Here is a 21,231-nt window from a genome sequence, read left to right as displayed (position 1 = left end):
GGCCTTGCGAGGGCTCGACTGGCGAACAAGGCTACTTTCGACAGTCACGGGAGCGACGATCATTAATATGCTGCGCTGCGAGACGGCGTAGCTTCTGGTGTGGGCCAGCTCAAGCAAACCATGCTGCCGAGTCACATTTCACCAAATTCCCAGATGTTTCGGGTTATTTTGCGGCTGCGCGACGCTGCAAGCGGTGCATTTCTCTTCAAAATTCCCTGATACTAGCGAAATTCCTCGCTGAGACGAGTTCGCGGTAGACTGCATCCACCGCCACTCGGCTCCCATCCTGATTTCCATGAGATGTCCCCACGCGCGACCCGCGCCGGCCCCAATCTCAAAGGATGGCAATGACATGCCCGAACCTACATGGAAACCTCACGAAAAAGACGGACAGCTGACGGCGCAGAGCGACAAAAACTAAGATCTCGGGACAAATTCGATTTCTCGAGAGGAGAACAAAATGCCACCAGCAGGAAAAGTCTTGGTACTAGTCTCGAGCGGTCGTGGCTTGCCCTTGAAAGATGGCAAGATCTACAAAGGCGCTGGCTACTATCTCAACGAGCTGACCGTTCCGGTTCGCGCCCTGATGAAGGAAGGCTACGAAATCACTTTTGCCAACCCCAAAGGCAACACGCCGCAAGTGGATGTGCATTCAGAGGTCGCCGATTTCTTCGGCGGCGACGCGGCCAAGCTCCAGGACTATATGCTATTTCGCGACGGCCTGACTGGACTTAGAGATCCAACCCGTATCGCGGATGTCATCGCATCCGGGCTGGATCAATACGACGCTGTCTTTGTCCCAGGCGGCCATGGTCCGATGATCGATGTTCTCGACGATCCCGACGCCGGCACCGTGATGAGGCACTTTCATAAAACATCCAAGCCGACCGCGTGCCTCTGCCACGGCCCCATCTCACTTCTCTCTGCTCTTCCGAATTCCAAGGAGTTTATTGCCGCGCTGAGTGCGGGCGATGCCGCTGGAGCGCACGCACAGGCTAAGGGTTGGATCTATTCCGGATATAAGATGACAATCTTTTCTACGCCGGAAGAACAGCAGCGGGAGCCGCTAGAGATTGGTGGCAAGGTTCTCTTCTACCCGGACTTTGCCTTGCAGACTGCGGGCGGTGATGTAAGTGTTCTCGCTCCATGGAAGAGCTACGTCCTTCAGGATCGCGAGTTGATCACAGGCCAGAACCCTTTCTCCGACGAAGCGCTTCTTAAACTTCTTCTACCCGCACTGAACAAGAGAAAAGCAGCCGCCTGAGATTGGTGGTGAGTCTCACTTCTAGCCGGACCTCGCATTGCGCGCCTGGCGCCCGACTCTCCCGTCGCGACCCAGGAGATGAAGGGAAAACAATCATCGATGAATCCCACGTTTTATCGCACAACACACGTCGACGGCCTGTCGATCCTTTATCGAGAGGCTGGGCCGAAAAATGCGGAAACGCTCCTTTTGCTGCACGGCCTCCCATCGTCGTCGCGGATGTTTGAGCCGCTTTTCGCAAGGTTGTCCGATCGCTATCACCTGGTGGCGCCTGATTATCCTGGCTTTGGACACAGCGATTGGCCGGACCCGAAGAAATTCGGGTACACCTTCGACCATCTGGCTGAGACCATGAACCATTTCACTGAGGCACTCGGACTTTCGCGCTATAGCCTCTACATGCAGGATTACGGTGGCCCCGTCGGCTTCCGCATGACGCTGCAGCACCAGGAGCGCACCGCGGCGCTGATCGTGCAGGACGCAGTCGCCCACAACGAAGGCCTGGGAGCAAATTGGAAAACGCGTCGGGCGTTCTGGACTGATCGCATCGCCAACGAGAGCGCGTTGCGCACCAATCTCTTGTCGCTCGAGGCCGCGCGAGCGCGACACGTCGGAAACGATCCCGACTCCGAGCGCCACGATCCCGACCTCTGGACCGACGAGTTTTATTTTCTGAGTCGGCCCGGGCAGGCCGAGATACAAAGCGATCTCTTCTACGACTACCGAACTAACGTTGACTCCTATCCGAAATGGCAGCAGTGGATGCGCGAAAGGCAACCGCGGCTGCTCGTGATCTGGGGTAAATACGAAACCTCGTTTGATCCGAGCGAGCCGGAAAGTTACCGCAAGGATGTTCCGAACGCCGAGGTCCACATTGTCGACGGCGGCCATTTCGCCCTGGACACTGCTGCCGATGAGATCGCTGCGCTGGTCAGCGCTTTCATGGGGTGAAATCGGCGAGGCCTATTCCGGCAAAGCGTACTGGCCATCAATGTGAAAGTGGCCGGTCGCGATTGGCGCGCCCGTATCCGGCTGTCCACCTCCGATGGTGATCGAATAATCGCCCTGAGCAATAATTGGATCGCCGTCTTCCGTAACCATGCCAAGGTCGCGCGGGTTGAGTTGGAAATGTAGCTTCTGGCTCGCCCCAGGCTCCAGATGAATCCGCCGGAATCCGCGGAGAGCAATCCGTGGAGATCCCTTGACCGATGGGAATTTGAGATAGAGCTGAACAACCTCGTCGCCGGCGAGACGGCCGCTATTGGTCACAGTCACGTCGGCGTCCACGGGCTGTCCCGCCGCGACCGGCGTCGTGGGGACGCTGAGATCGCTATAAGAGAACTTCGTGTAACTGAGTCCGTATCCGAAGGGATAGAGCGGCTTGCCTGTGAAGTAGCGATAGGTACGGTTCGCCATTCCGTAGTCTTCGAAGTTGGGCAGCTGGTCGACACCCTTGTAAAAGGTAACGGGCAGCCGGCCGGCGGGATTGTTTTTCCCGCTCAGGGTCTCGGCCACAGCCGCGCCGCCTTCTTCGCCGGGATACCACGCCTCGAGCACCGCATTGGCATGATCATTGATCCAGTTGACGGCGAGTGCGCTGCCGTTCATGAGCACGACTGCGAGCGGTTTGCCTGTGGCCGCGACAGCCTCAACGAGATCTTCCTCGGGCTGAGGCAGATCAATGCTGGTGCGGTCTCCGCCGAGGAATCCGGGCTCGCTCACGGGCATCTCTTCGCCCTCAAGCTGGCTGGTAATTCCCATTACTGCGATCACGGCATCGGCATTCTTCGCAGCCGCGATTGCTTCGGGTGAGACCGAATTGTCCACTTTCTCCCAGATGAGTTCAGCGTGGGCCTTTCCATTCTGTGTGCCGTAGATGATTTCGATCGCAGCCTTGCGACCTTTAATGAGGTGCACGCGACCCATCACCGGCTCAGGTTCGCGACCGCCGAATGACATCGCTACCTGCTTGCCATCGACAGCAATCCTGGCAAAACCCTGCGCGCGGACGCCCAGCAGGAAGTCACCTGACTCGCTCGGAGTAAGGAATCCAGACCACTGCACGCCGAAAGTTTTTCTGCCTGCGATTTCCTTCGGTAGATCGCCTTGTGTCAAGTTCACATTGGCTTCGGTGCGGGTGAGCAAGGGCTCGCTCTTCTCGTCGGGCCCTCTGCGGCCTTCGACGTACTCGGCCTTCACGCCGGGCTTCCCGTCCGGCGTCGTTAAGAGCGCGGCGGGGACCGCGGTTCCATCTGCGCGGAGGAACTGCGTCCCGGGAACGAAGGTGATAGTGGCGTTCGGAAACTCAGCATGAAGGCCCTCCAGCATCGACACGATATGTGTAGGTTGACCAGCATAGTTTCCGATGAGCGGCCGCGTCTGATCGGCGAGCGGACCGACAACGGTGATGCGCCGGACTTCCGGCTTGAGAGGAAGCATGCCGTCGTTCTTGAGCAGCACCATCGACTCATTGGCCAGCTTGCGAGCATGGGCGCGGTGCTCAGCGCTGTCGAGTTCCTTTTCATCGATCTTCGTGTAGGGGACGGTGTCCGGCGGGTCGAACATGCCTAGCTTGATGCGCGCGATGAAGAGGCGAATCAAAGCGGTATCCAGAGCGCTCTCAGGGAGGTAGCCCTGTTGAACGGCGTCGATGTAGGCCTTGTCGACAGGCTCGCCGAAGCGCGAGGTGAACGTGACGCATTCGTTGTCCATACCGCGGAGGACCGAAATGGCAGCACCCTGCGCCTGCGTTGGCCGATAGCGGTGGTTCGCCGCGACGTCCCTGACGGCATCGCAGTCGGAGACGACGTATCCCTGGAACCCCCACTTGCCGCGCAACTGATCTTGCAGAAGGTATTGATTGGCGCAGGCCGGTTGGCCGTTGATCGCGTTGTAAGCACACATCACCGAGCCTGCCTTGCCTTCAACTACAGCAGCGCGGAAGGCGGGCTCGTAGGTGTCGACCTCATCGTGCTTGCTAACGTCCACGTCGGCGAAGTGGCGTGTCGGCTCCGGTCCGCTGTGAACCGCGAAGTGCTTCGGAGTCGCGATCGCGAGGTAGTACTTGGGATCATTGCCCTGCAAGCCCGTCACGTAGGCCACGCCCATCCGGGCTGTGAGAAACGGGTCTTCCCCGTAAGTCTCCTGCCCTCGCCCCCAGCGCGGATCGCGGAAGATGTTGAGATTCGGCGACCAGAAATCGAGACCTCCCATGATGCCGGTGTGGCCTTCGCGCTGGTTCTGGACGTGCTTGATGCGGCCTTCGATGCCGATCTGCGCGGCCATCGTGTGAATGCCCGGCACGTCAAATGTGGCTGCGAGACCGACCGGCTCCGGATATTCCGTCACGCCGTCGTTGATGACGCCGTGGAGAGCTTCGCTCCACCATTGGTATGCCGGAATTTTCAGCCGCGGTACCGCAGCGGAGTTGTTCTGCATCTCCGATGCCTTCTCCGCAAGAGTCATGCGACCCACCAGATCGATCGCTCGCTGCTCTGGTGAAAGCTGCGGATTCATGTAGGGCAGATTCGCTGAATCCTGGGCAACTGCACGTTGCTGCATTCCGCTAAAGAACAGAATCCCCGTGCATGCGATGACTCGAACCAAAAGGGACATAGAACGGCTTCTCATTTATTTCTCCAGGATGGGTTGAGTCAGCTGATCGGCTATCGACAGCCTTCCGTAAAGCAAAGGTTCCTGCTAAAGAATGGCAGGACATGGTTCTGGAATCGATCGGCTATCGCACTGGAATGCGATTCGCCGCCTGCGAGGATCGTTACCGTTGCTGCTCCGCGAAGTAAGTTTTGTGAGTCTCATGCCACCTTCTCAGCCGGCGGGCTATTGACTGGGATAGGAGTAGATGTTGACACTGAAAGGGCGAACGGTGACGGTGCCTGGCAGGGCTCCAAGCTTTTGTTCTTCCACTTGAACCTCAGCCTTCGCTCCGAGCTTGATGGTTGCATCGATGGAGTCCGGAGCCATACGCCAAAGCTTTCCGGCGCTCGCGAGCGTTGCTCCGTGAATCGCAAGCTCGATGCTCTGCTCGGAGTTCGAAGGATTTAGGACGGCGATAGTGAGTGTCCGGCGATCTACGCTCAAAGCCGCGCTGACATCGAGTGGATACGTGTCGCTGCCAGGGTTCACGGCAGGCTGGTCCCCGCCGGCAGGAAACACCGGCTTGGGCTGCGGCGAATTGCCCATCACCTCGACGGGGATCTGGCCGAAGTGATCGCGGTACATTTTGAAGAGCAGGCCGGTGGGATTGAGGACGGCTTCCGTGCGGTTGGATGTGATGGTCGCAGTCGCAAAGGTCAGCGCCGCCATTGAGAAGACGTCCGAGTGACGGAACATCTCATGGAACGCCCATGCGTAAGCAAGTACGGTCTTGTAGGAGTTCCTGTCCCCGGAAAAATATGCCCACTCGTCAATCGCGATGGGAACAGGCTTTGCTTTGAGTGCGGGTATGAGCTTCAGATATTGCTCGTAATGCTCGTATTTGGCTCTGACCTGGACGGCCGCGGCTCGTTGGAACTCGATGAACGATAGCGGTGGGTCAATCGGCACCTTCTTCTCGAGCTTAATGTTGGTGTGCATTGTGCCGGACGCGTAGTAGTGTTCGCTGATCATGTCGATGTCGTTCAAGCAACAGAGAATCATCTGGCCGGTCCAGTCCGCGGAGGACAGGTAGTCCGGGACGTACTGTCCATTCATGCGCCGTGACTGGTCCGCTCCTTCCATGACGTCGGGCATGGCGCCCGGCGCAATGAGCGTGATCGCCGGATCGACCTTCTTCATCTCCTTGGCGAACATCTCGTACTTCAGCTCAAACTGCGGAAGTGCCATGGCGCCCATCTGATAGTCGCCCCAGGGCTCGTTGCCAATCCCCCAGAGTTTCACGTGGTAGCGCGCGGGATGCCCGTTCTGCGCGCGCCATTTGCCCATTGGCGTGCTGACGTCACCATTCGCATATTCGACCAATTCGCGCGCGGACCACGCATCGCCGAAACCGGCGTTCACCGTGATGTAGGGATCGACGCCGAGCAGACGGCAGAGCGTCAGGAACTCGTCTGTTCCGACGTCGTTGGGCTGAAGCGCGTGCCACACGGGATCGAAGATCGGGGGCCGCTTGTCAATGTCGCCCACACCATTACGCCACTCATATGCGGAGACAAAATTGCCGCCCGGAAAACGCAGCACGCCGAACCGCAACTGCTTCAGCGCCGCGATCACCTCGGGACGGAATCCCTCGATGTTATCCGCGGGCATCAGTGAAACCGCACCAACACGGAAGGAGCCCGTGCCCACTCCGGTGATCTCAAGCGTGGCGTCGTCGTTATCGGCTGACGCGGTGTAATGCAGGGGAAACTTTCGGTAGGCCGGCCTGAGCGTCCGGATCGTGACGGTCTGACGATCCGCTGCGCCTTTACCCCAGGCGAGCGTGACCTTTACCACCGCGCCCGCACTGCCCGCAAGCACGATGCGGCCGGTGTACGCTTTACCACGTCGAACAGTGATCCCGCCTTGACGGACGCCGTTTGGCTCGTTGCGCTCGAGCTTGATCAACGGCGCGTGATCGCCGGTATACGGACTCTTGGTCTCCATCATGACCATGCCGTCGGCGCCGATCGGAGACCACCATCGTGTTGGTATGTTTCGAAAGCGCGGGTTACCTGCCGCGTTCCCCATTGCCGGTGGAGGCGTGGGAGCAGCGGTCTGCACCGGATAGAAGAATTTACGGTCTGCCAGCATTTCAGACCACAGGCCGGAGTTGACGATTTCTCCGCCATGCTCCAAAAACATCCCGTAAAGATAGGGGGAGATCGTCGACCCCGTTCTGGACACATCGACTATGGCGCGGACCGTGGGAGACTGAGCCGGTGCTCCGTCGGTCAAGAGCAACAAACACAGCAGCAACAATCCTGACTGGAACAGGCGACGCTTCAGGGCCTCAGGCTTTCTGAACGGACGTGTAATTTGCACAGCGCAAATATATCCGCCGGCGGCGGCGGAGCACAACCGAGAAATCGTGCCGTGAATCTTTATCCGGCGAGCTGAGTATCACTCATCGGGAGCGCCTAGAGGCAAATTCGATCCCGCTCTGCCCGGGATACTATCGCGTGTTGGATTTTCAGGTTTATTTCGCCATGGCTAATTGCGACAACAGCCACCTCAGATGGAGGGCTTGTTCCGAGGTCAACTCCGCATTCCGCACCGATCTCAAGACGCCCCGCGCTGAAACCGACGAAGCGCCCATGCCTGAATAAACGGCTCCGTCGGCTGGCTCAATTCGGCTCCCTTAAGCCGTAAGTGGTACTGGTTAATTTCTTGACTTACACCTGCATCAACTCTCTGCGGCCCTTGCCCCGATTTCACGTTTGGCTATTTCCTCACAGTTATTTCCGCCTTTGGGCAGCCTTCTTCGTAATCTTCTTTACGGGCTTTTTCACCGCTTTCTTAGCCGGCGTCTTCTTGGCGGGCGTCTTCTTAGCTGCGGCTGCTTTGACAGGCTTCTTCGTCGCGGTTGCCTTCTTACTCGCTGTCTTCGTGGCGGCTTTCTTGACAACCTTCGCGGTGGCTGCCTTCTTTGCAGGCGCCTTCTTGGTACTCCGTTTGACGGGAGCTTTCTTCGCAGGTGTCTTTTTCAAAACGTCTGTCACCGTGGTCACCGCTGCACCGACGGCCGTTTTGACCGCACCGGCCACATCTTCTGCCATCGCAATTCCGTAGCCAACAGCCTCACCAGCCTTTTCTACTATCGTTTTCTCAGCCATTCTCGAATCCCTCACGGTTCTGTGTTTACACGCAGTTACGAATTGTAGAGGCGCATCGATGAATAATCCCAAATCTTTCGCATCAGATTCTTGGATTTCTAAGGTGTCTGACAGACTCGAGCACCATTAATCCCTGACGAGACGCCAACTCCGCAGGGGCGGATCTAAGGTCTCATAGCCTGTCCACAGTTCCTCTCTCATGACCTACTTTCCTCAGTTTTCGCCGGATCGGGAAGCAATAGCCCGTGGAGCGGCTTTACCTCGCTCCGCAAGCCCTCCCCTCGGCATTCTGAGCGGTCTCCCGCACGCCCTCGGAAAACCGCGAATACAATCTGCGTAACAGAACCTAAGGAGATCTTTCTATGAGGACCACGGGAAGGGTCGGGCCTGAAGATTTCTCCGCCGGTGACCGCATTAGCCTGACCTTCGCCGACGCTCCTGAGAAGCAGATAACCGCCACCGTGCAACGCCAGGTATCCGATCGACAGGAAGGTCTCGCGCCCGAGATCGAGCAGTACGTCGATTACTGGCTCGAAATCAATTGTGCAGGAGACGACGCCGAAAAGACCCGCTATGTCGCCCAATTGACCACCGGCCGCTATTGGAGTGATGGCCGCTACGTCACGATCCGCAAGATATAACTTACTGACAAGCCTGGCGATCTCTTATCTCGTTGCCGGGCCGCTGACGAACCGGCTTCCCGCCTCAAAGAAACGCAGCGGCCGGTCCACCCCACGCGTGATGCCGATCCGCACACTCGTGTTGATCTGCGCTACTTTCCGAATCGCGCTCCCAAGCCAGAGCGGACCATCGGCGCACAGGTCAACTCCATCCAGGCTTGGGCCAACGTCCAACGCAGCCGCAAGCCGTCCCGGCCCACGCGCCAGATCCCTTAACTTGTCGGTTCCGCGAAACCGTTCCATCAGTTCGATTCCCTCCAACGGCTCAAGCGCCCGCAACAGCACTCCCGCTCCCACCCCCGGCTCTTCGGACGTCACGTTGAGCATGTACGACGTCCCATAGATGAAGTACACATGAGCAAAACCCGTTCCCAGGAAGAGCGATCGATTGCTGGCCGTCTGTCCGCGATAAGCCCGCCCGCTCGAATCGCCCGGCGGGTAAGCTTCAGTCTCAACAATTCGTCCGCTGATCCTGCCTCGCTCGGCCTCGCGCACAACCGTCTTCCCGATCAGATATCTCGCCAGCTCGGCAGTACGAGTCGGCAAGCTCGCCCGTGGCAACCGTCTGACCCCGCGAGAAAGCTGAGACGCAGATTGCATTGGCACACCCTTATTCCTACATCTTCTCTCTCACCAGTGATCCGATTGGGTGCTGCTTATATATTCCAAACAAAGCCAGGCTAACGTTGCCCGGATTGACCGACTCGACTAATGTAAGTTTCGGAGCGGCGGAACACCGCGGCGAAAAACACGGTAAAAGTGGAAAGTGTCCTCAGTAAACTAAATGACCATTAAGAGTGGTAAAGGTCTACTTTGCCTAATCCTGCTGGGCGGGTCGGTCTGTTCCGCCGCGGGCCAACAAAGGAAAGATCCCGTAGATTATGTCTCTCCGAATATTGGAGGGATCGGGCAACTGCTGACTGCGACGATTCCATATGTGCAGTACCCGCATGGAATGGCCCGGCTTTATCCAATTACCACACCTGGCATCACTGATCGCTATCTGGCGGACAAAATCTATGGCTTTCCCGCGGGGCCGGCGGTGCTGATGGCGTCGACAGGAGAGACCGGCACGTCGCCGGCAACCTACGCCTCCGACTTCGATCATGACTTTGAAACTGCGACACCGTATTACTACGAAGCGGATTTGACGACCTGGAAGATCAAGGCCGAAGTTACCGTTACTCCTGAAGCCGGCTATTACCGATTCACATTTCCGGCCAGTCCACATGCGCACCTGGTTCTGAGTCTCGGAAAAGATGCGGAAGTTGCCATCGCAGGCGATCATGCAGTGAGCGGCAGCCAGCAAATCAATGGGAATATCACCCGAACGGCAGGGCCCAACGGCGAAACCCGGCAATATTTCTATGCCGAATTCTCGCGCCCGACAGGGGCCTCGCAAACATGGAGTCGCGGTGTCTTGACGCGAGGCCAGCGCCAGTCTGGTGATGAACTGGGGTGGGTTACGAACTTCTCCTCTACGTCGGGTGAGGTGATAGAGGTCAAAGTTGGTTTCTCGTATATAAGCGTCGAGCAGGCGCGCCGGAATCTTGAGCGCGAGATTCCTGTCAGCGACTTCGACCGCGTAAAGACGAGTGCACGCGCGGCATGGAACACCGCTCTTTCCAGCATTCAAATCGAAGGCGGGACCGAGCGTCAGCGGACCATCTTCTACACCGGTCTCTATCGCTCGCTCTGCCGCATGACGGACATCACCGAGGACGGCCGGTACTTCAGCGGCTTTGACCACCAAGTACATAACGCGGAGGGTCACGACTTCTATGTCGATGATGGTCTTTGGGACACATACCGCTCGCTCCATCCGCTGCAGCTATTAATCGAGCCCGAGCGACAGGAAGACATGATCCGCTCCTACATACGCATGTATGACCAAAGCGGATGGATGCCTTCGTTTCCCTCAGTGGCCGGCGAGCAGCCGGTAATGATTGGGCATCACGTCGCGAGCTTCATTCTCGATGCTTACCAGAAAGGCTATCGCGATTTCGACGTTCAACGGGCCTACGAGGCGATGCGCAAGAACGCCACACAGGCGACGATGCTTCCATGGAGCCGATCCACGTTAACGAGCCTCGACAAAGTCTACTTCGACCGCGGTTTCTTCCCGGCATTGGCGCATGGTCAGAGTGAGACCGTGCCTCAAGTGACTGGCGAGCGCAGGCAGGCAGTCTCGGTAACGATTGAAAATAGCTACGATGATTGGTGCCTCGCGCAGCTCGCGAAAGCGTTGGGCAAAGTACAGGATGCGTCGTATTTCACGCAGCTTGCGCACAACTATCGCAACGTCTACAACCCCGCCATCGGCTTTATGGCTCCGAAGAGTGCCGATGGGAAGTGGGTAGAGCCGTTTGATCCCAAGCTGGGGGGCGGACAAGGCGGCCGCGATTACTTCACCGAAGTCAATTCATGGCTCTACACATTCGGCGTCCAGCACGATGTGGCCGGTCTAATCGATCTCATGGGCGGACGTGACAAGTTTAACGCCAAGCTCGACCAGCTCTTCGTAGAGCAATATGGAACCTCAAAATTCGCATTCCTGGGCCAGTTTCCCGACGCAACGGGCTTGATTGGACAGTATGCACAAGGCAATGAGCCAAGCTTTCACATCGCGTACCTCTACGACTTCTCCGGGCAACCGTGGAAAACGCAGCGGCGCGTGAGACAAATCATGGACGTGTGGTACGGCGATGGGCCGCTGGGCATCCCAGGAGACGACGACGGCGGCGCTACTTCCTCGTGGTATGTCCTCAGCGCCTTGGGCTTCTATCCCGTATGCCCTGGCAGCCCCATCTACGAGATCGGCAGCCCGATTTTTGATAAGGCCGTGATGCGCCTAGGCAATGGCAAAGAATTCACGATCATTGCTACGCACGTTTCGGCACGCAACAAGTATATTCAGTCCGCTGAACTCAATGGCCAGCCTCTCGAACGACCCTGGTTCCGTCATTCCGATATTGCGAATGGCGGCACTTTGGTGCTGCAGATGGGAGACCAGCCGAACGAGAACTGGGGCAGTTCGCCCGAAGACGCGCCCCCATCGATGAGCTCGCAAAATTACAAAGAGGCGAGAGCGGAATAGGCTTTTGAGCGGCGCCGGTAAGGAAACCGTTTTGCTATACAATCATCTGCCATCCGCGGGTAGGGCGCTGTTCGGACGTCCTCCGCCTTGGGGGGGACGATGTCTGCTCCGGATGTTGTCTGGAAAAACGGGAAGTTCGGCCAAACGTCACGACGCGACTTCTGGTGGCTTTCTCCAGCCGCGGTACTGCTTGGCTTCGGTGCGTTTGTGATCTACGCCACCTGGGCGGCGTTCCAGAATAGTCACTACACCTTTGGCCCCTACATCTCGCCTTTCTATTCACCGGAGCTCTTCGGTTCTTCTCCGTTTGCTTTGTTTGGCCCGAAGCCACGCTGGTATCCGGGCTTCTTACCCTTCTCTCCAGCCTTCTTCATCCTGTGGATTCCCGGCCTGTTCCGCGTGACCTGTTACTACTACAGGGGCGCGTACTACAAGTCGTTCTGGGCGGATCCACCGGCCTGTGCAGTGGGCGAGCCCCGTAAAAGCTATTGGGGCGAACGAAGCTTTCCGCTCATTCTGCAGAACTATCATCGCTACTTCCTTAGGCTCTCCTACGTTGTCTGGGGCTTTCTGGTCTACGACGCGGTGCGATCGTTCTTCTTTCCTGATGGATTCGGGATCGGGATTGGAAGCCTCGTCCTTGTAGTGAACGTTGTGCTTCTTGCCGGATATATCTTCGGATGCCACGCGTTCCGCCACCTCATTGGAGGAACATTCGACAGCATCTCGGATCACCCCGTTCGCCACAAGCTCTACGATTGCGTAAGCTGCCTCAACGGCGCGCATAAGAAGTGGGCATGGGCAAGCCTGCTCTGGGTGGCATTCGCCGATATCTATGTCCGGCTATGTTCGATGGGAATCTGGCACGATTGGAGAATTCTCTAGATGCCGGAATTCCGTCGATTCTCCTACGATGTCCTAGTGATCGGGGCCGGCGGAGCAGGCCTGCGCGCCGCGATTGAAGCCGGCGCCAATGGCGCAACAGTTGGGGTCGTCTGCAAATCCCTGCTTGGCAAGGCGCATACGGTGATGGCTGAAGGCGGCATCGCCGCAGCACTGGCCAACGTCGACGATCGCGATAACTGGCGCGTTCATTTCGCCGATACGATGCGCGGCGGACAGTATCTCAACAACTGGCGCATGGCCGAACTCCACGCCAAAGAAGCGCCAGAGTGTGTACGCGAACTCGAAGCATGGGGCGCGCTTTTTGATCGCACGCCGGACGGCAGGATTCTCCAGCGAAACTTCGGCGGGCACAGGTATCCCAGGCTTGCCCATGTCGGCGATCGCACCGGTCTGGAGATGATACGCACGCTCCAGGACCACGGGATTCACACAGGAATCGAATTCCACATGGAGTGCACAGTTCTCAGCCTTCTGCTCGACGGAGGCCGAATTGCCGGAGCTTGTGGATACGATCGCGAAAAAGGTCGCTTCTACTTGTGGGAGGCCAAGGCCGTCGTGATCGCGACCGGTGGAATCGGACGTGCGTTCAAAGTGACGAGCAACAGCTGGGAGTATACGGGTGATGGTCTCGCACTCGCTTATCGCGCCGGAGCCGAACTCCAGGACATGGAGTTCGTTCAATTCCATCCGACCGGAATGGTCTGGCCTATCAGCGTGCGCGGAATTCTCGTTACAGAGGGTGTGCGCGGCGAAGGCGGTGTTCTGCGCAATAGCGAAGGCCGCCGGTTCATGTTCGACGACATTCCCGATCTCTACAAGGCGCAAACCGCAGACAGCGAAGAAGAAGGTTGGCGGTACACGCAAGGAGACAAAGATGCCCGGCGTCCTCCCGAACTGCTCACTAGAGATCACGTAGCACGTTGCATCAATCGTGAAGTCAAGGCGGGCCGCGGTTCTCCGCACGGCGGCGTCTTCCTCGATATCAGCTGGATCAAGGAGCGGCTGCCGAAGGCAGAAGAACATATCAAACGCAAGCTCCCCAGCATGTACCACCAATTCAAACAGCTCGCCGACCTTGACATCACCAAAGAGCCAATGGAGGTTGGCCCCACGACGCATTACATGATGGGTGGCATCCGCGTCGATGGCGAGACGCAGATGTCCACTGTGCCCGGACTTTTCGCCGCAGGCGAAGCTGCCGCAGGATTACATGGCGCAAATCGTCTGGGGGGCAATTCACTTTCTGATCTGCTCGTGTTCGGGCGTCGAGCCGGACGCTTCGCTGCAGCGTTCGCCAGCGAAAACGGAAAAGCGACGGTGGACGATGCGCAGATTCAATCCGTCGCAACAAAAGCCCTGGCATTCTTTGAACGCGGTCCGTCCGGTGAGAACCCATACCAGATTCAATACGATTTGCAGGAGACCATGCAGAACCTGGTTGGGATTGTTCGCATTGAAGAGGAAATGCAACAAGCACTCGCGGCGACCGCACAGTTGCACATGCGTGCGGAACAGATTGGTGTGCCCGGAAATCGCGAGTACAACAACGGGTGGCACACTGCCATCGATGTCGAAAACATGCTGGTTGTGTCGGAGGCAATTACGCGCGCCGCACTACTCCGCAAGGAAAGCCGCGGTGCGCAGTTCCGCGAAGATTTCCCCCAAAAGGATCCCGACTGGGGCAAGTTCAACATTGTCATCAAGCGCGATGCAGACGGCGAGATGCTCGTAGAAAAGCGCGCCGTCGCAGCGATGCCGGATGAATTGAAAGTAGTGATCGAGGAGATGAAATAGCAGGGGGAAACGAAACCGATGGCCACATCAGCGACATTTCGCATCTGGCGCGGAGATCCCGCAGGCGGCGTCTTTCAGGATTACCCCACCCAGGTCGAGGAGGGTATGGTCGTACTCGACGCCGTGCACCGAATCCAGGCGCAGCAAGCACCGGATATGGCAGTGCGATGGAACTGCAAGGCCGGTAAATGCGGCTCTTGTTCCGCCGAAATCAATGGCGTGCCCAAACTGATGTGTATGACGCGCCTCAGCGACATTAACCTGAATGCGCCGGTGATCCTGGAGCCGATGCATACGTTTCCTGTCATACGTGACCTGGCCACAAACGTCTCCTGGAACTTCCGCGCCAAGAAGTCGATCAAGCAATTCAAGCCACGTCCTCCGGACGCCCCCGATGGCACATGGCGAATTCAACAGGCAGACGTTGAACGCGTGCAGGAGTTTCGCAAATGCATCGAGTGTTTCCTCTGCCAGGACGTGTGCCACGTGCTGCGCGAGCACCACAAGGAAGATGAGTTTATCGGTCCGCGGCTGCTGGTATATGCCGCGGCGCTTGAAATGCATCCCCTTGACGTCGAAGACCGGGTAAGCGACTTGAGACATGCGCACAACATCGGCTATTGCAACATCACTACCTGCTGTAGGCAGGTGTGTCCGGAGTCGATCACAATCACCGAGAATGCCATCATTCCGCTGAAGGAGCGCGTTGTGGACCGTTACTTCGACCCGCTCAAGCGACTATTCCGCATTCTCTAAGTGCGCTACCTCGGCGGAGCATCCTGGCCATCAAAGGTCACAAGCTCCTCTTCTAATCCATCCCATTCATAGTCCGCACTCTGCAGCAACCGCACGCAGCGATTCCAGCGAAGAATGGCATCATCGTTTCCCGCGGGACGAATCTTCTCTGCCTCAGCAAAGGACCGCAATGCCTGGTCAAAAAGCGCGAGGAGAGAACGCGGCGGCTGGCCGGTCTTCAGCATCGCTTTCGCGCGCCGCTCGTACAGCAGCCCCGTGTAGTAGAGGCGCTCGTAAGGATCATTCAGATGCAGGAAAATATCTTTGGTTTCGTTGTAGCGATCGGAGCTGAGTCCGGCAAACTGATCCGTCAGCGCCAGCCCAAGCAAACGCAATGCGAGTTGATGCTGCGGTTCGATGGCGAGGATATCGCGGCAGATTGATTCTGCTTCTTCAGGTTCGTTGAGAGAGCGATAGAGTTCCGCTTTCGCGATGGCTTCGGCGATTCCAGCGGTCGAGATACGTTTCACTTCATATCCCATGGCTTGCCCTCCCAGGGAACGCCTTTTCTGCCACGACATTATGCTTCTTTCCTCGTGCATAGTCCAGAGGCATACTTCGCTGTAGACTGCATCCACCGCCACCTCGTCTCTCACACAATCTTCTGAGCGATCCCCGGACATCTCGGCAGCAGTCGCATCGAGTGCGGCAAGTCGTCACGCTCATGCTGCTATTTGCGGCAGGCGCGGTGAACTTCTTCGATCGCGCCTCCCTGAGCGTCGCAAACACCACAGTCCGCGCCGAGATGCACTGGAGCGCAACGCAGATGGGCTGGCTGCTCTCGGCCTTTTCGCTCGCGTACGGCTTCTCCCAACTTCCGCTGCTAGCGATTCTCGAACGCTTCGGCACTCGCCGCTCACTGGGCGCAGGGCTGGGCATCTGGTCCGCCGCTCAGATGCTGACCGGGCTCGTGCGCTCACTCGGTCCGTTCCTCGCGTTGCGCGTTCTTCTCGGTGCCGGCGAGGCGCCGTTCTATCCCTGCGGTGTGCATGTAGTACGAGAATGGTTCCCCGCCGAAATACGCGCGCGAGCCACGGCATTCCTCAACATGTCGTCAACAATAGCGATGGCCGCAGCCCCTCCGGCGCTGACGATCATCATGCTCCGGGTCGGATGGCGCTGGATGTTTGGCCTGTTGGGCGTCGCCGGTTTGCTGGTAGCCGCGGCCTGGATGGCCTGGTATGTCGAACGCGCGAATTTAACTTCTCATCGCCTACTAACGCCCGCCCCCAAAAATCCGAGCGCATGGCGCGTCCTGCTGCGCCATCGCACAATGTGGGGCATGATGCTCGGCTGGAGCGGCATCAACTACACCGTCTGGCTCTACACCGCGTGGGTTCCCGGCTACCTCGAATCAGCCCGCCATCTCGGCGTCGGAAAGAGCGGCTGGCTCGCAGCGATTCCCTTCTTATTCGGCGCGATGGGAATGGCGCTGAGCGGGTTGATGAGCGACTGGGTCGTACGCCGCGGAGCGCCACTGCCGAAGATACATCGCATCAACCTGGTCGTCGGGATGGTGCTCTCCGCGGCCGGCACTCTGATCGTCGGCCGCAGCCAAACCACTCCCATCGCAATCGCCGGCATCAGCGCGGCGCTATTCTTCGTGCACTTCGCAGGCACGTCGGGTTGGGGATACGCGCAGGCCATGGGCGCCGACAAATATACGGCTCCCATTGGCGCGCTGATGAACTTCGCCAGCTTCATCTTCGCCTCGGCAGCTCCGGTCGTTACCGGCTGGCTCCTCGATCGCACCCACTCCTTCACACTGTCGCTTGAGCTCTGCAGCGGCGTCATGCTGCTCGGCGCGCTGAGTTATGCCACATTGGCCCGGCCTCCGCGAGAAGGCACGCTGGCCGCCGGTCCCGAAGATCGCCTTTTGAATGCATGATAGAAACATCTTGTCGCAATCAATCAAACCTTCCGCTGCACGAGGTGATCCTTGGTCCGGATTCCGTCGTTGTCCCTTCTGCTGAGCTTTGTCCTCTGCACCGCCGCCTTCGCTCAGTCCTCAAAACCCTCACTCGCGACACCGGCCATCTCGCCTGACGGGCGCGAGATCGCCTTCGCCTCCGGCGGCGACATCTGGACCGTGCCCACGCAGGGTGGCGAAGCGCGCCTGCTCATCTCCAGCCCCGCCGACGAATCCCGCCCCCTGTACTCACCCGACGGCACAAAGCTTGCCTTCATCTCCACACGCACCGGCGGCGGCGACATCTACGTCCTCACACTCGCATCCGGTGCGCTCGAGCGCCTCACCTTCTCCGACTCGCCCAGTAACATCGACGGCTGGTCTCGCGACGGCCAATGGATCTATTTCACGTCCAACGTCACTGACGTCGCCGGTCAGGGAGACATCCTGCGCGTCCGCTCGACCGGCGGCACACCACTCGAGGTCTCGCGCGAGCGCTACCTCAACGAGTTCGAATCCGCACCTTCGCCGGACGGCAAAGAGATCGCACTCATCGCCAAGGGCATCTCGTCCTCGCAATGGTGGCGCAACGGCCACGCGCACATCGACGAGACCGAGCTCTGGCTCAAGCCGCTCCTCGCTCCCTCCAAAACCGACGCCGGATATCACCGCCTGCTCCCAGCCGACGCCAAGCATGCCTGGCCCATGTGGTCGCCCGACGGCGAAACCGTCTTCTATATGTCCGACAAGAGCGGTGCCGAAAACATCTGGAGCGCGGATGCCACAACCGGCGCCGAGCATCAGGTCACGCAGTTCACCAGCGGCCGCTGCCTCTGGCCCACCATCTCTTACGACGGCAAGACCATTGTCTTCGAGCGTCACTTCGCCATCTGGAAGCTCGACACTCACAGCGGCAAGGCAGCCGAAGTCGCAATTACTTTGCGCGGCGCGCCCAGCGGTGAAGGCGTCACTCACACCAACCTCACTCACTGGCGCGATCTCGCCATCTCGCCGGATGGCAACAAGCTCGCCGTTGTCGATCAGGGCGAAGTCTTTGCTACAGGCACAAAATCCGGCGGCGAAGCGCAGCGCCTGACCTACACCGACGCCGCGGAAAGCGACCCGCAGTGGTCACCCGATTCAACCAAAGTCGTCTACCGCTCCGAGCGCGACGGCGGCTCCAGCCTCTACCTGTACGACTTCGCCACGCAATCAGAGCACGCCCTCACTCACGGCCTCGACATCGACGCGGGCCCCATCTGGTCACCCGATGGCAAGAGCGTCGCCTTCATCCGCAATCGCAAGGAGCTGCACGTCCTCACGGTTGATGGTTTGAAGGATCACATCCTCGCCCACGGCGAGTTGGACAACGACACCATCGCATGGTCACCGGACTCTCACTGGGTCGTATACGTTCCCTCCGGCCCCGATGGCTTCAGCAATCTCTACGCCGTTCCCGCTGAGGGCGGCGCAGACGCCCGCCCTTTGACCTTCCTTGCAAACGGCGAGGCCGCATCGCGCATCGCCTGGTCGCCCGACGGCAAATACATCCTCTTCGACACCGCGCAGCGCAGCGAAACTCCACAGATCGCCCGCGTCGATCTCGTTCCGCATGTTCCCGCATTCCGCGAAGATCAATTCACCGAGCTCTTCCGCAAGCAGTCGATCCCCGGCGCGCCCGACATTCCCAACGAAACCGAACCCGCACCGCAGACGCCCCCAGAGACGACGCCCTCCACACGTCCGGCTCCCGATCAGTCTCCACAAACGCCGCCTGAAACAGCGCCCGCAAAGCCCGCACCCACAGGGCCCGCCGACCACGCCAACCATCATCCGCCAAAGAAGATCGAGCCCACACGAATTGTCTTCGAAGGCATTCGCAATCGCCTCACGCTGTTGCCCCTCAATCTCGAACTCCGTTCGCCGGTCATCAGCCCCGATGGAAAAACACTGGCCTTCGTCGCGACCGTCGCCGATCAGGTGAACATCTACACCTACTCACTCGATGAACTCTCGCGCGAGCCCGCAAGCCCGCGCCAACTCACCTCAACACCCGGCTTCAAATCCAACATCGCGTGGTCGCCGGACTCGCACACCATCTACTACATCGAAGGCCCCAGCCCTAACCCGAACGCAGCCAACGCCGGCAGCGACATGCCCTCTGGTGTCCGCGCCATTCCCATCGACACGCGTGTTCCTCGCCCCATCACCGTGACCGCGTCGATGGAAGTCGACTTCGACCGCCAGAAGCAGGTCGTCTTCGACGAAGCCTGGAACACACTCGACCATCGCTTCTTCCGCGCCGACTTCAACCATCACGACTGGAAGGCGCTCCGCGATGAATGGGAGCCATACATCACCGGAGCGCACACCGGTCCCGAGCTCCGCCGCGACATCAACCTCCTCATCGGCGAGCTCAACAGCTCACACTCCGGCATCAACAAAATCTCCCCGCCCGCCGTGCGCACCGGAAGACTCGGCCTGCGCTTCGAGCGCGAGCCCTTCGAAGACAAAGGCGAGCTCATCGTCCGCGAAGTCGTGCCCCTCGGCCCCGCCTCGCTCGAAGGCACCATCCACCCGGGCGACCGCCTGCTCGCCGTAGACGGCGCCACCATCACTCCACAAACCAACCTCGATTCCCTGCTCGAAGACAAGGTCAACAAGCGCGTCGTCCTCAGCGTAGAAACCGCCGGCAAAAAGCGCGACGCCATCGTGCGCCCCGTCACCCTGCAGGTTGAGGCCGGCCTGCTCTACAACTCCTGGGTCGAGGACCGCCGCGCTTACGTCGACCGCGTCTCCGGCGGCAAGCTCGGCTACGTGCACATCGCCGCCATGGGTGACCACGACCTCTCGCAGCTCTACGTTGACCTCGACGCGCAGAACGAAACAAAGCAGGGCGTCGTCATTGACGTCCGCAACAACAACGGCGGCTACGTCAACGGCCGCGTCATCGACGTCTTCGCCCGTCGCAACTATCTGCTGATGACTCCCCGCGACGGCGCCACCGTACCCAGCCGCCAGGCCCTCGGCCAGCGCGCGCTCGGCGTTCCCACCGTGCTCGTCACCAACGAGTCCACGCTCTCCGACGGCGAGGACTTCACCGAAGGCTACCGCGCGCTCGCACTCGGCAAAGTCGTCGGAACTCCCACCGCCGGCTGGATCATCTTCACCGGCGCCCAGCGCCTCATCGACGGCTCCAGCGTCCGCGTCCCCGGCGACCGCATCCGCGACATGCACGGCGACGACATGGAGATGCACCCTCGGCCCGTCGACGTCGAAGTTCTCCGCCCCTTAGGCGAAACCGAATCCGGAGAAGACGCCCAGCTGAAGAAAGCCGTCGAGACCCTCCTCGGCCAACTCAAATAACCGCGTCCTTACTGGATAATCCCGTGTGACAGCGCATAGCGCGTCAGCTCCGCCGTCGTGCGCAGACCGAGCTGATCCATAATCGCGTTGCGGTGAAACTCCACCGTCTTCGGCGAGATCTTCAGCGTCAGCGCCACTTCCTTCGTCGTCTTCCCTTCCGCCACCAGCTGCAGAACCTCCCGCTGCCTCGTCGTCAGTCCTGCACCGAACATCTCCGCCGGATTCACTCGCGACACTCGCGCACCCTTGTCGAAGCCGGCCTTCGGCGTCGCCAGCGGAGTCACATAGTATCTCCCTGAAATCGCCATCCTCGCCGCCAGCAGAAGCTCTGACGACGCCGACTGCTTCGCCACGTACCCCATCGCACCCGCGTCAAATGCCGCGCGAATGTACGCCGACTCCAACTGCTGCGTCACAAAAATGATCTTCGCCGGACATCCCGAGGCCTTAATCTGCCTCATGGCTTCGATCCCGTTGAGCTCGGGCATCGACACATCCATAATCACCATGTCCGGCTTCAACTGAACGGCCTTCTGGACCGTCTCGCGTCCGTTCTTTGCCGTCCCTGCAATCTCGTACTCTTTTGCCAGAATCGCGCACAGCGCCTCCAGCACCAGGACGTGATCGTCCGCAATGAGGATGCGCACCAT

15 protein-coding genes are annotated in these 21,231 nt (G+C 59.1%); 9 read left to right on the top strand and 6 right to left on the bottom strand.

Annotated elements, in window-relative coordinates; genetic code table 11:
• Positions 1 to 460: 460 nt before the first annotated feature.
• Together VGU25_04575 and VGU25_04570 are read left to right on the top strand one after the other, a co-directional pair.
• A complete protein-coding gene (locus VGU25_04575; GenBank protein ID HEV2576467.1) occupies positions 461 to 1,264 on the top strand; it encodes a type 1 glutamine amidotransferase domain-containing protein in 804 nt (267 codons plus the stop codon).
• Between the two features lie 99 nt (positions 1,265 to 1,363).
• Entirely contained in the window at positions 1,364 to 2,215 is an 852-nt protein-coding gene (locus VGU25_04570) for an alpha/beta hydrolase (GenBank protein ID HEV2576466.1), read from the top strand.
• Between the two features lie 12 nt (positions 2,216 to 2,227).
• Here the strand turns inward: VGU25_04570 and VGU25_04565 are convergent, their stop codons facing one another.
• The 3 genes from VGU25_04565 to VGU25_04555 form a co-directional block, all read right to left on the bottom strand.
• Positions 2,228 to 4,879 carry a glycoside hydrolase family 3 C-terminal domain-containing protein gene (locus tag VGU25_04565; GenBank protein HEV2576465.1) on the bottom strand — a complete coding sequence of 884 codons (2,652 nt, stop codon included), beginning with the start codon at positions 4,877 to 4,879 and terminating at the stop codon, positions 2,228 to 2,230.
• 222 nt (positions 4,880 to 5,101) lie between these two features.
• On the bottom strand, positions 5,102 to 7,165 hold the full coding sequence (locus VGU25_04560; GenBank protein ID HEV2576464.1) for an alpha-N-arabinofuranosidase: 2,064 nt from the start codon (positions 7,163 to 7,165) through the stop codon (positions 5,102 to 5,104).
• A 491-nt stretch (positions 7,166 to 7,656) separates the two neighbouring features.
• Entirely contained in the window at positions 7,657 to 8,034 is a 378-nt protein-coding gene (locus VGU25_04555) for a hypothetical protein (GenBank protein ID HEV2576463.1), read from the bottom strand.
• Positions 8,035 to 8,396: 362 nt separating this feature from the next.
• On the opposite strand from VGU25_04555, the gene VGU25_04550 reads away from it, so the two are divergent.
• On the top strand, positions 8,397 to 8,675 hold the full coding sequence (locus VGU25_04550) for a hypothetical protein (protein ID HEV2576462.1): 279 nt from the start codon (positions 8,397 to 8,399) through the stop codon (positions 8,673 to 8,675).
• Positions 8,676 to 8,699: 24 nt separating this feature from the next.
• Here VGU25_04550 and VGU25_04545 read toward each other — a convergent pair whose 3' ends face one another.
• Positions 8,700 to 9,260 carry a DNA-3-methyladenine glycosylase gene (locus VGU25_04545; GenBank protein ID HEV2576461.1) on the bottom strand — a complete coding sequence of 187 codons (561 nt, stop codon included), beginning with the start codon at positions 9,258 to 9,260 and terminating at the stop codon, positions 8,700 to 8,702.
• Positions 9,261 to 9,498: 238 nt separating this feature from the next.
• Here VGU25_04545 and VGU25_04540 point away from each other — a divergent pair, with 238 nt between their 5' ends.
• The 4 genes from VGU25_04540 to VGU25_04525 all read left to right on the top strand — a co-directional run bounded on the left by VGU25_04540 (position 9,499) and on the right by VGU25_04525 (position 15,267).
• Positions 9,499 to 11,811, top strand: a complete 2,313-nt coding sequence (locus VGU25_04540; protein ID HEV2576460.1) for a GH92 family glycosyl hydrolase — start codon at positions 9,499 to 9,501, stop codon at positions 11,809 to 11,811.
• Between the two features lie 99 nt (positions 11,812 to 11,910).
• Positions 11,911 to 12,696, top strand: coding sequence for a succinate dehydrogenase (locus VGU25_04535; GenBank protein HEV2576459.1), 786 nt, complete (start codon positions 11,911 to 11,913; stop codon positions 12,694 to 12,696).
• Complete coding sequence (locus VGU25_04530; protein ID HEV2576458.1) at positions 12,697 to 14,511, top strand: fumarate reductase/succinate dehydrogenase flavoprotein subunit; 1,815 nt, start codon at positions 12,697 to 12,699, stop codon at positions 14,509 to 14,511.
• 18 nt (positions 14,512 to 14,529) lie between these two features.
• Entirely contained in the window at positions 14,530 to 15,267 is a 738-nt protein-coding gene (locus VGU25_04525) for a succinate dehydrogenase/fumarate reductase iron-sulfur subunit (protein HEV2576457.1), read from the top strand.
• A 5-nt stretch (positions 15,268 to 15,272) separates the two neighbouring features.
• Here the strand turns inward: VGU25_04525 and VGU25_04520 are convergent, their stop codons facing one another.
• Positions 15,273 to 15,884: a hypothetical protein gene (locus tag VGU25_04520; protein HEV2576456.1), complete on the bottom strand. Its 612-nt coding sequence runs from the start codon at positions 15,882 to 15,884 to the stop codon at positions 15,273 to 15,275.
• 65 nt (positions 15,885 to 15,949) lie between these two features.
• On the opposite strand from VGU25_04520, the gene VGU25_04515 reads away from it, so the two are divergent.
• The gene (locus VGU25_04515) at positions 15,950 to 17,194 is read left to right on the top strand and encodes an MFS transporter (GenBank protein HEV2576455.1); all 1,245 of its coding nucleotides are present in this window, start codon (positions 15,950 to 15,952) and stop codon (positions 17,192 to 17,194) included.
• Between the two features lie 69 nt (positions 17,195 to 17,263).
• Positions 17,264 to 20,581: a S41 family peptidase gene (locus VGU25_04510; GenBank protein HEV2576454.1), complete on the top strand. Its 3,318-nt coding sequence runs from the start codon at positions 17,264 to 17,266 to the stop codon at positions 20,579 to 20,581.
• An 8-nt stretch (positions 20,582 to 20,589) separates the two neighbouring features.
• Here the strand turns inward: VGU25_04510 and VGU25_04505 are convergent, their stop codons facing one another.
• The gene (locus tag VGU25_04505; protein HEV2576453.1) at positions 20,590 to 21,231 is read right to left on the bottom strand and encodes a response regulator transcription factor; all 642 of its coding nucleotides are present in this window, start codon (positions 21,229 to 21,231) and stop codon (positions 20,590 to 20,592) included.

The organism is Acidobacteriaceae bacterium, from assembly GCA_035944135.1.
In the GTDB taxonomy this organism is placed as follows: domain Bacteria; phylum Acidobacteriota; class Terriglobia; order Terriglobales; family Acidobacteriaceae; genus Granulicella.
Note: the sequence above shows the minus strand (reverse complement) of the source record. Positions and strands in the feature narration are given on the sequence as shown.

Coding starts and splice junctions, on each gene's coding strand:
- VGU25_04535 (HEV2576459.1), top strand. CDS start 11,911: ATGTCTGCTCCGGATGTTGTCTGGAAAAACGGGAAGTTCGGCCAAACG.
- VGU25_04575 (HEV2576467.1), top strand. CDS start 461: ATGCCACCAGCAGGAAAAGTCTTGGTACTAGTCTCGAGCGGTCGTGGC.
- VGU25_04555 (HEV2576463.1), bottom strand. CDS start 8,034: ATGGCTGAGAAAACGATAGTAGAAAAGGCTGGTGAGGCTGTTGGCTAC.
- VGU25_04505 (HEV2576453.1), bottom strand. CDS start 21,231: ATGGTGCGCATCCTCATTGCGGACGATCACGTCCTGGTGCTGGAGGCG.
- VGU25_04565 (HEV2576465.1), bottom strand. CDS start 4,879: ATGTCCCTTTTGGTTCGAGTCATCGCATGCACGGGGATTCTGTTCTTT.
- VGU25_04540 (HEV2576460.1), top strand. CDS start 9,499: ATGACCATTAAGAGTGGTAAAGGTCTACTTTGCCTAATCCTGCTGGGC.
- VGU25_04570 (HEV2576466.1), top strand. CDS start 1,364: ATGAATCCCACGTTTTATCGCACAACACACGTCGACGGCCTGTCGATC.
- VGU25_04550 (HEV2576462.1), top strand. CDS start 8,397: ATGAGGACCACGGGAAGGGTCGGGCCTGAAGATTTCTCCGCCGGTGAC.
- VGU25_04530 (HEV2576458.1), top strand. CDS start 12,697: ATGCCGGAATTCCGTCGATTCTCCTACGATGTCCTAGTGATCGGGGCC.
- VGU25_04525 (HEV2576457.1), top strand. CDS start 14,530: ATGGCCACATCAGCGACATTTCGCATCTGGCGCGGAGATCCCGCAGGC.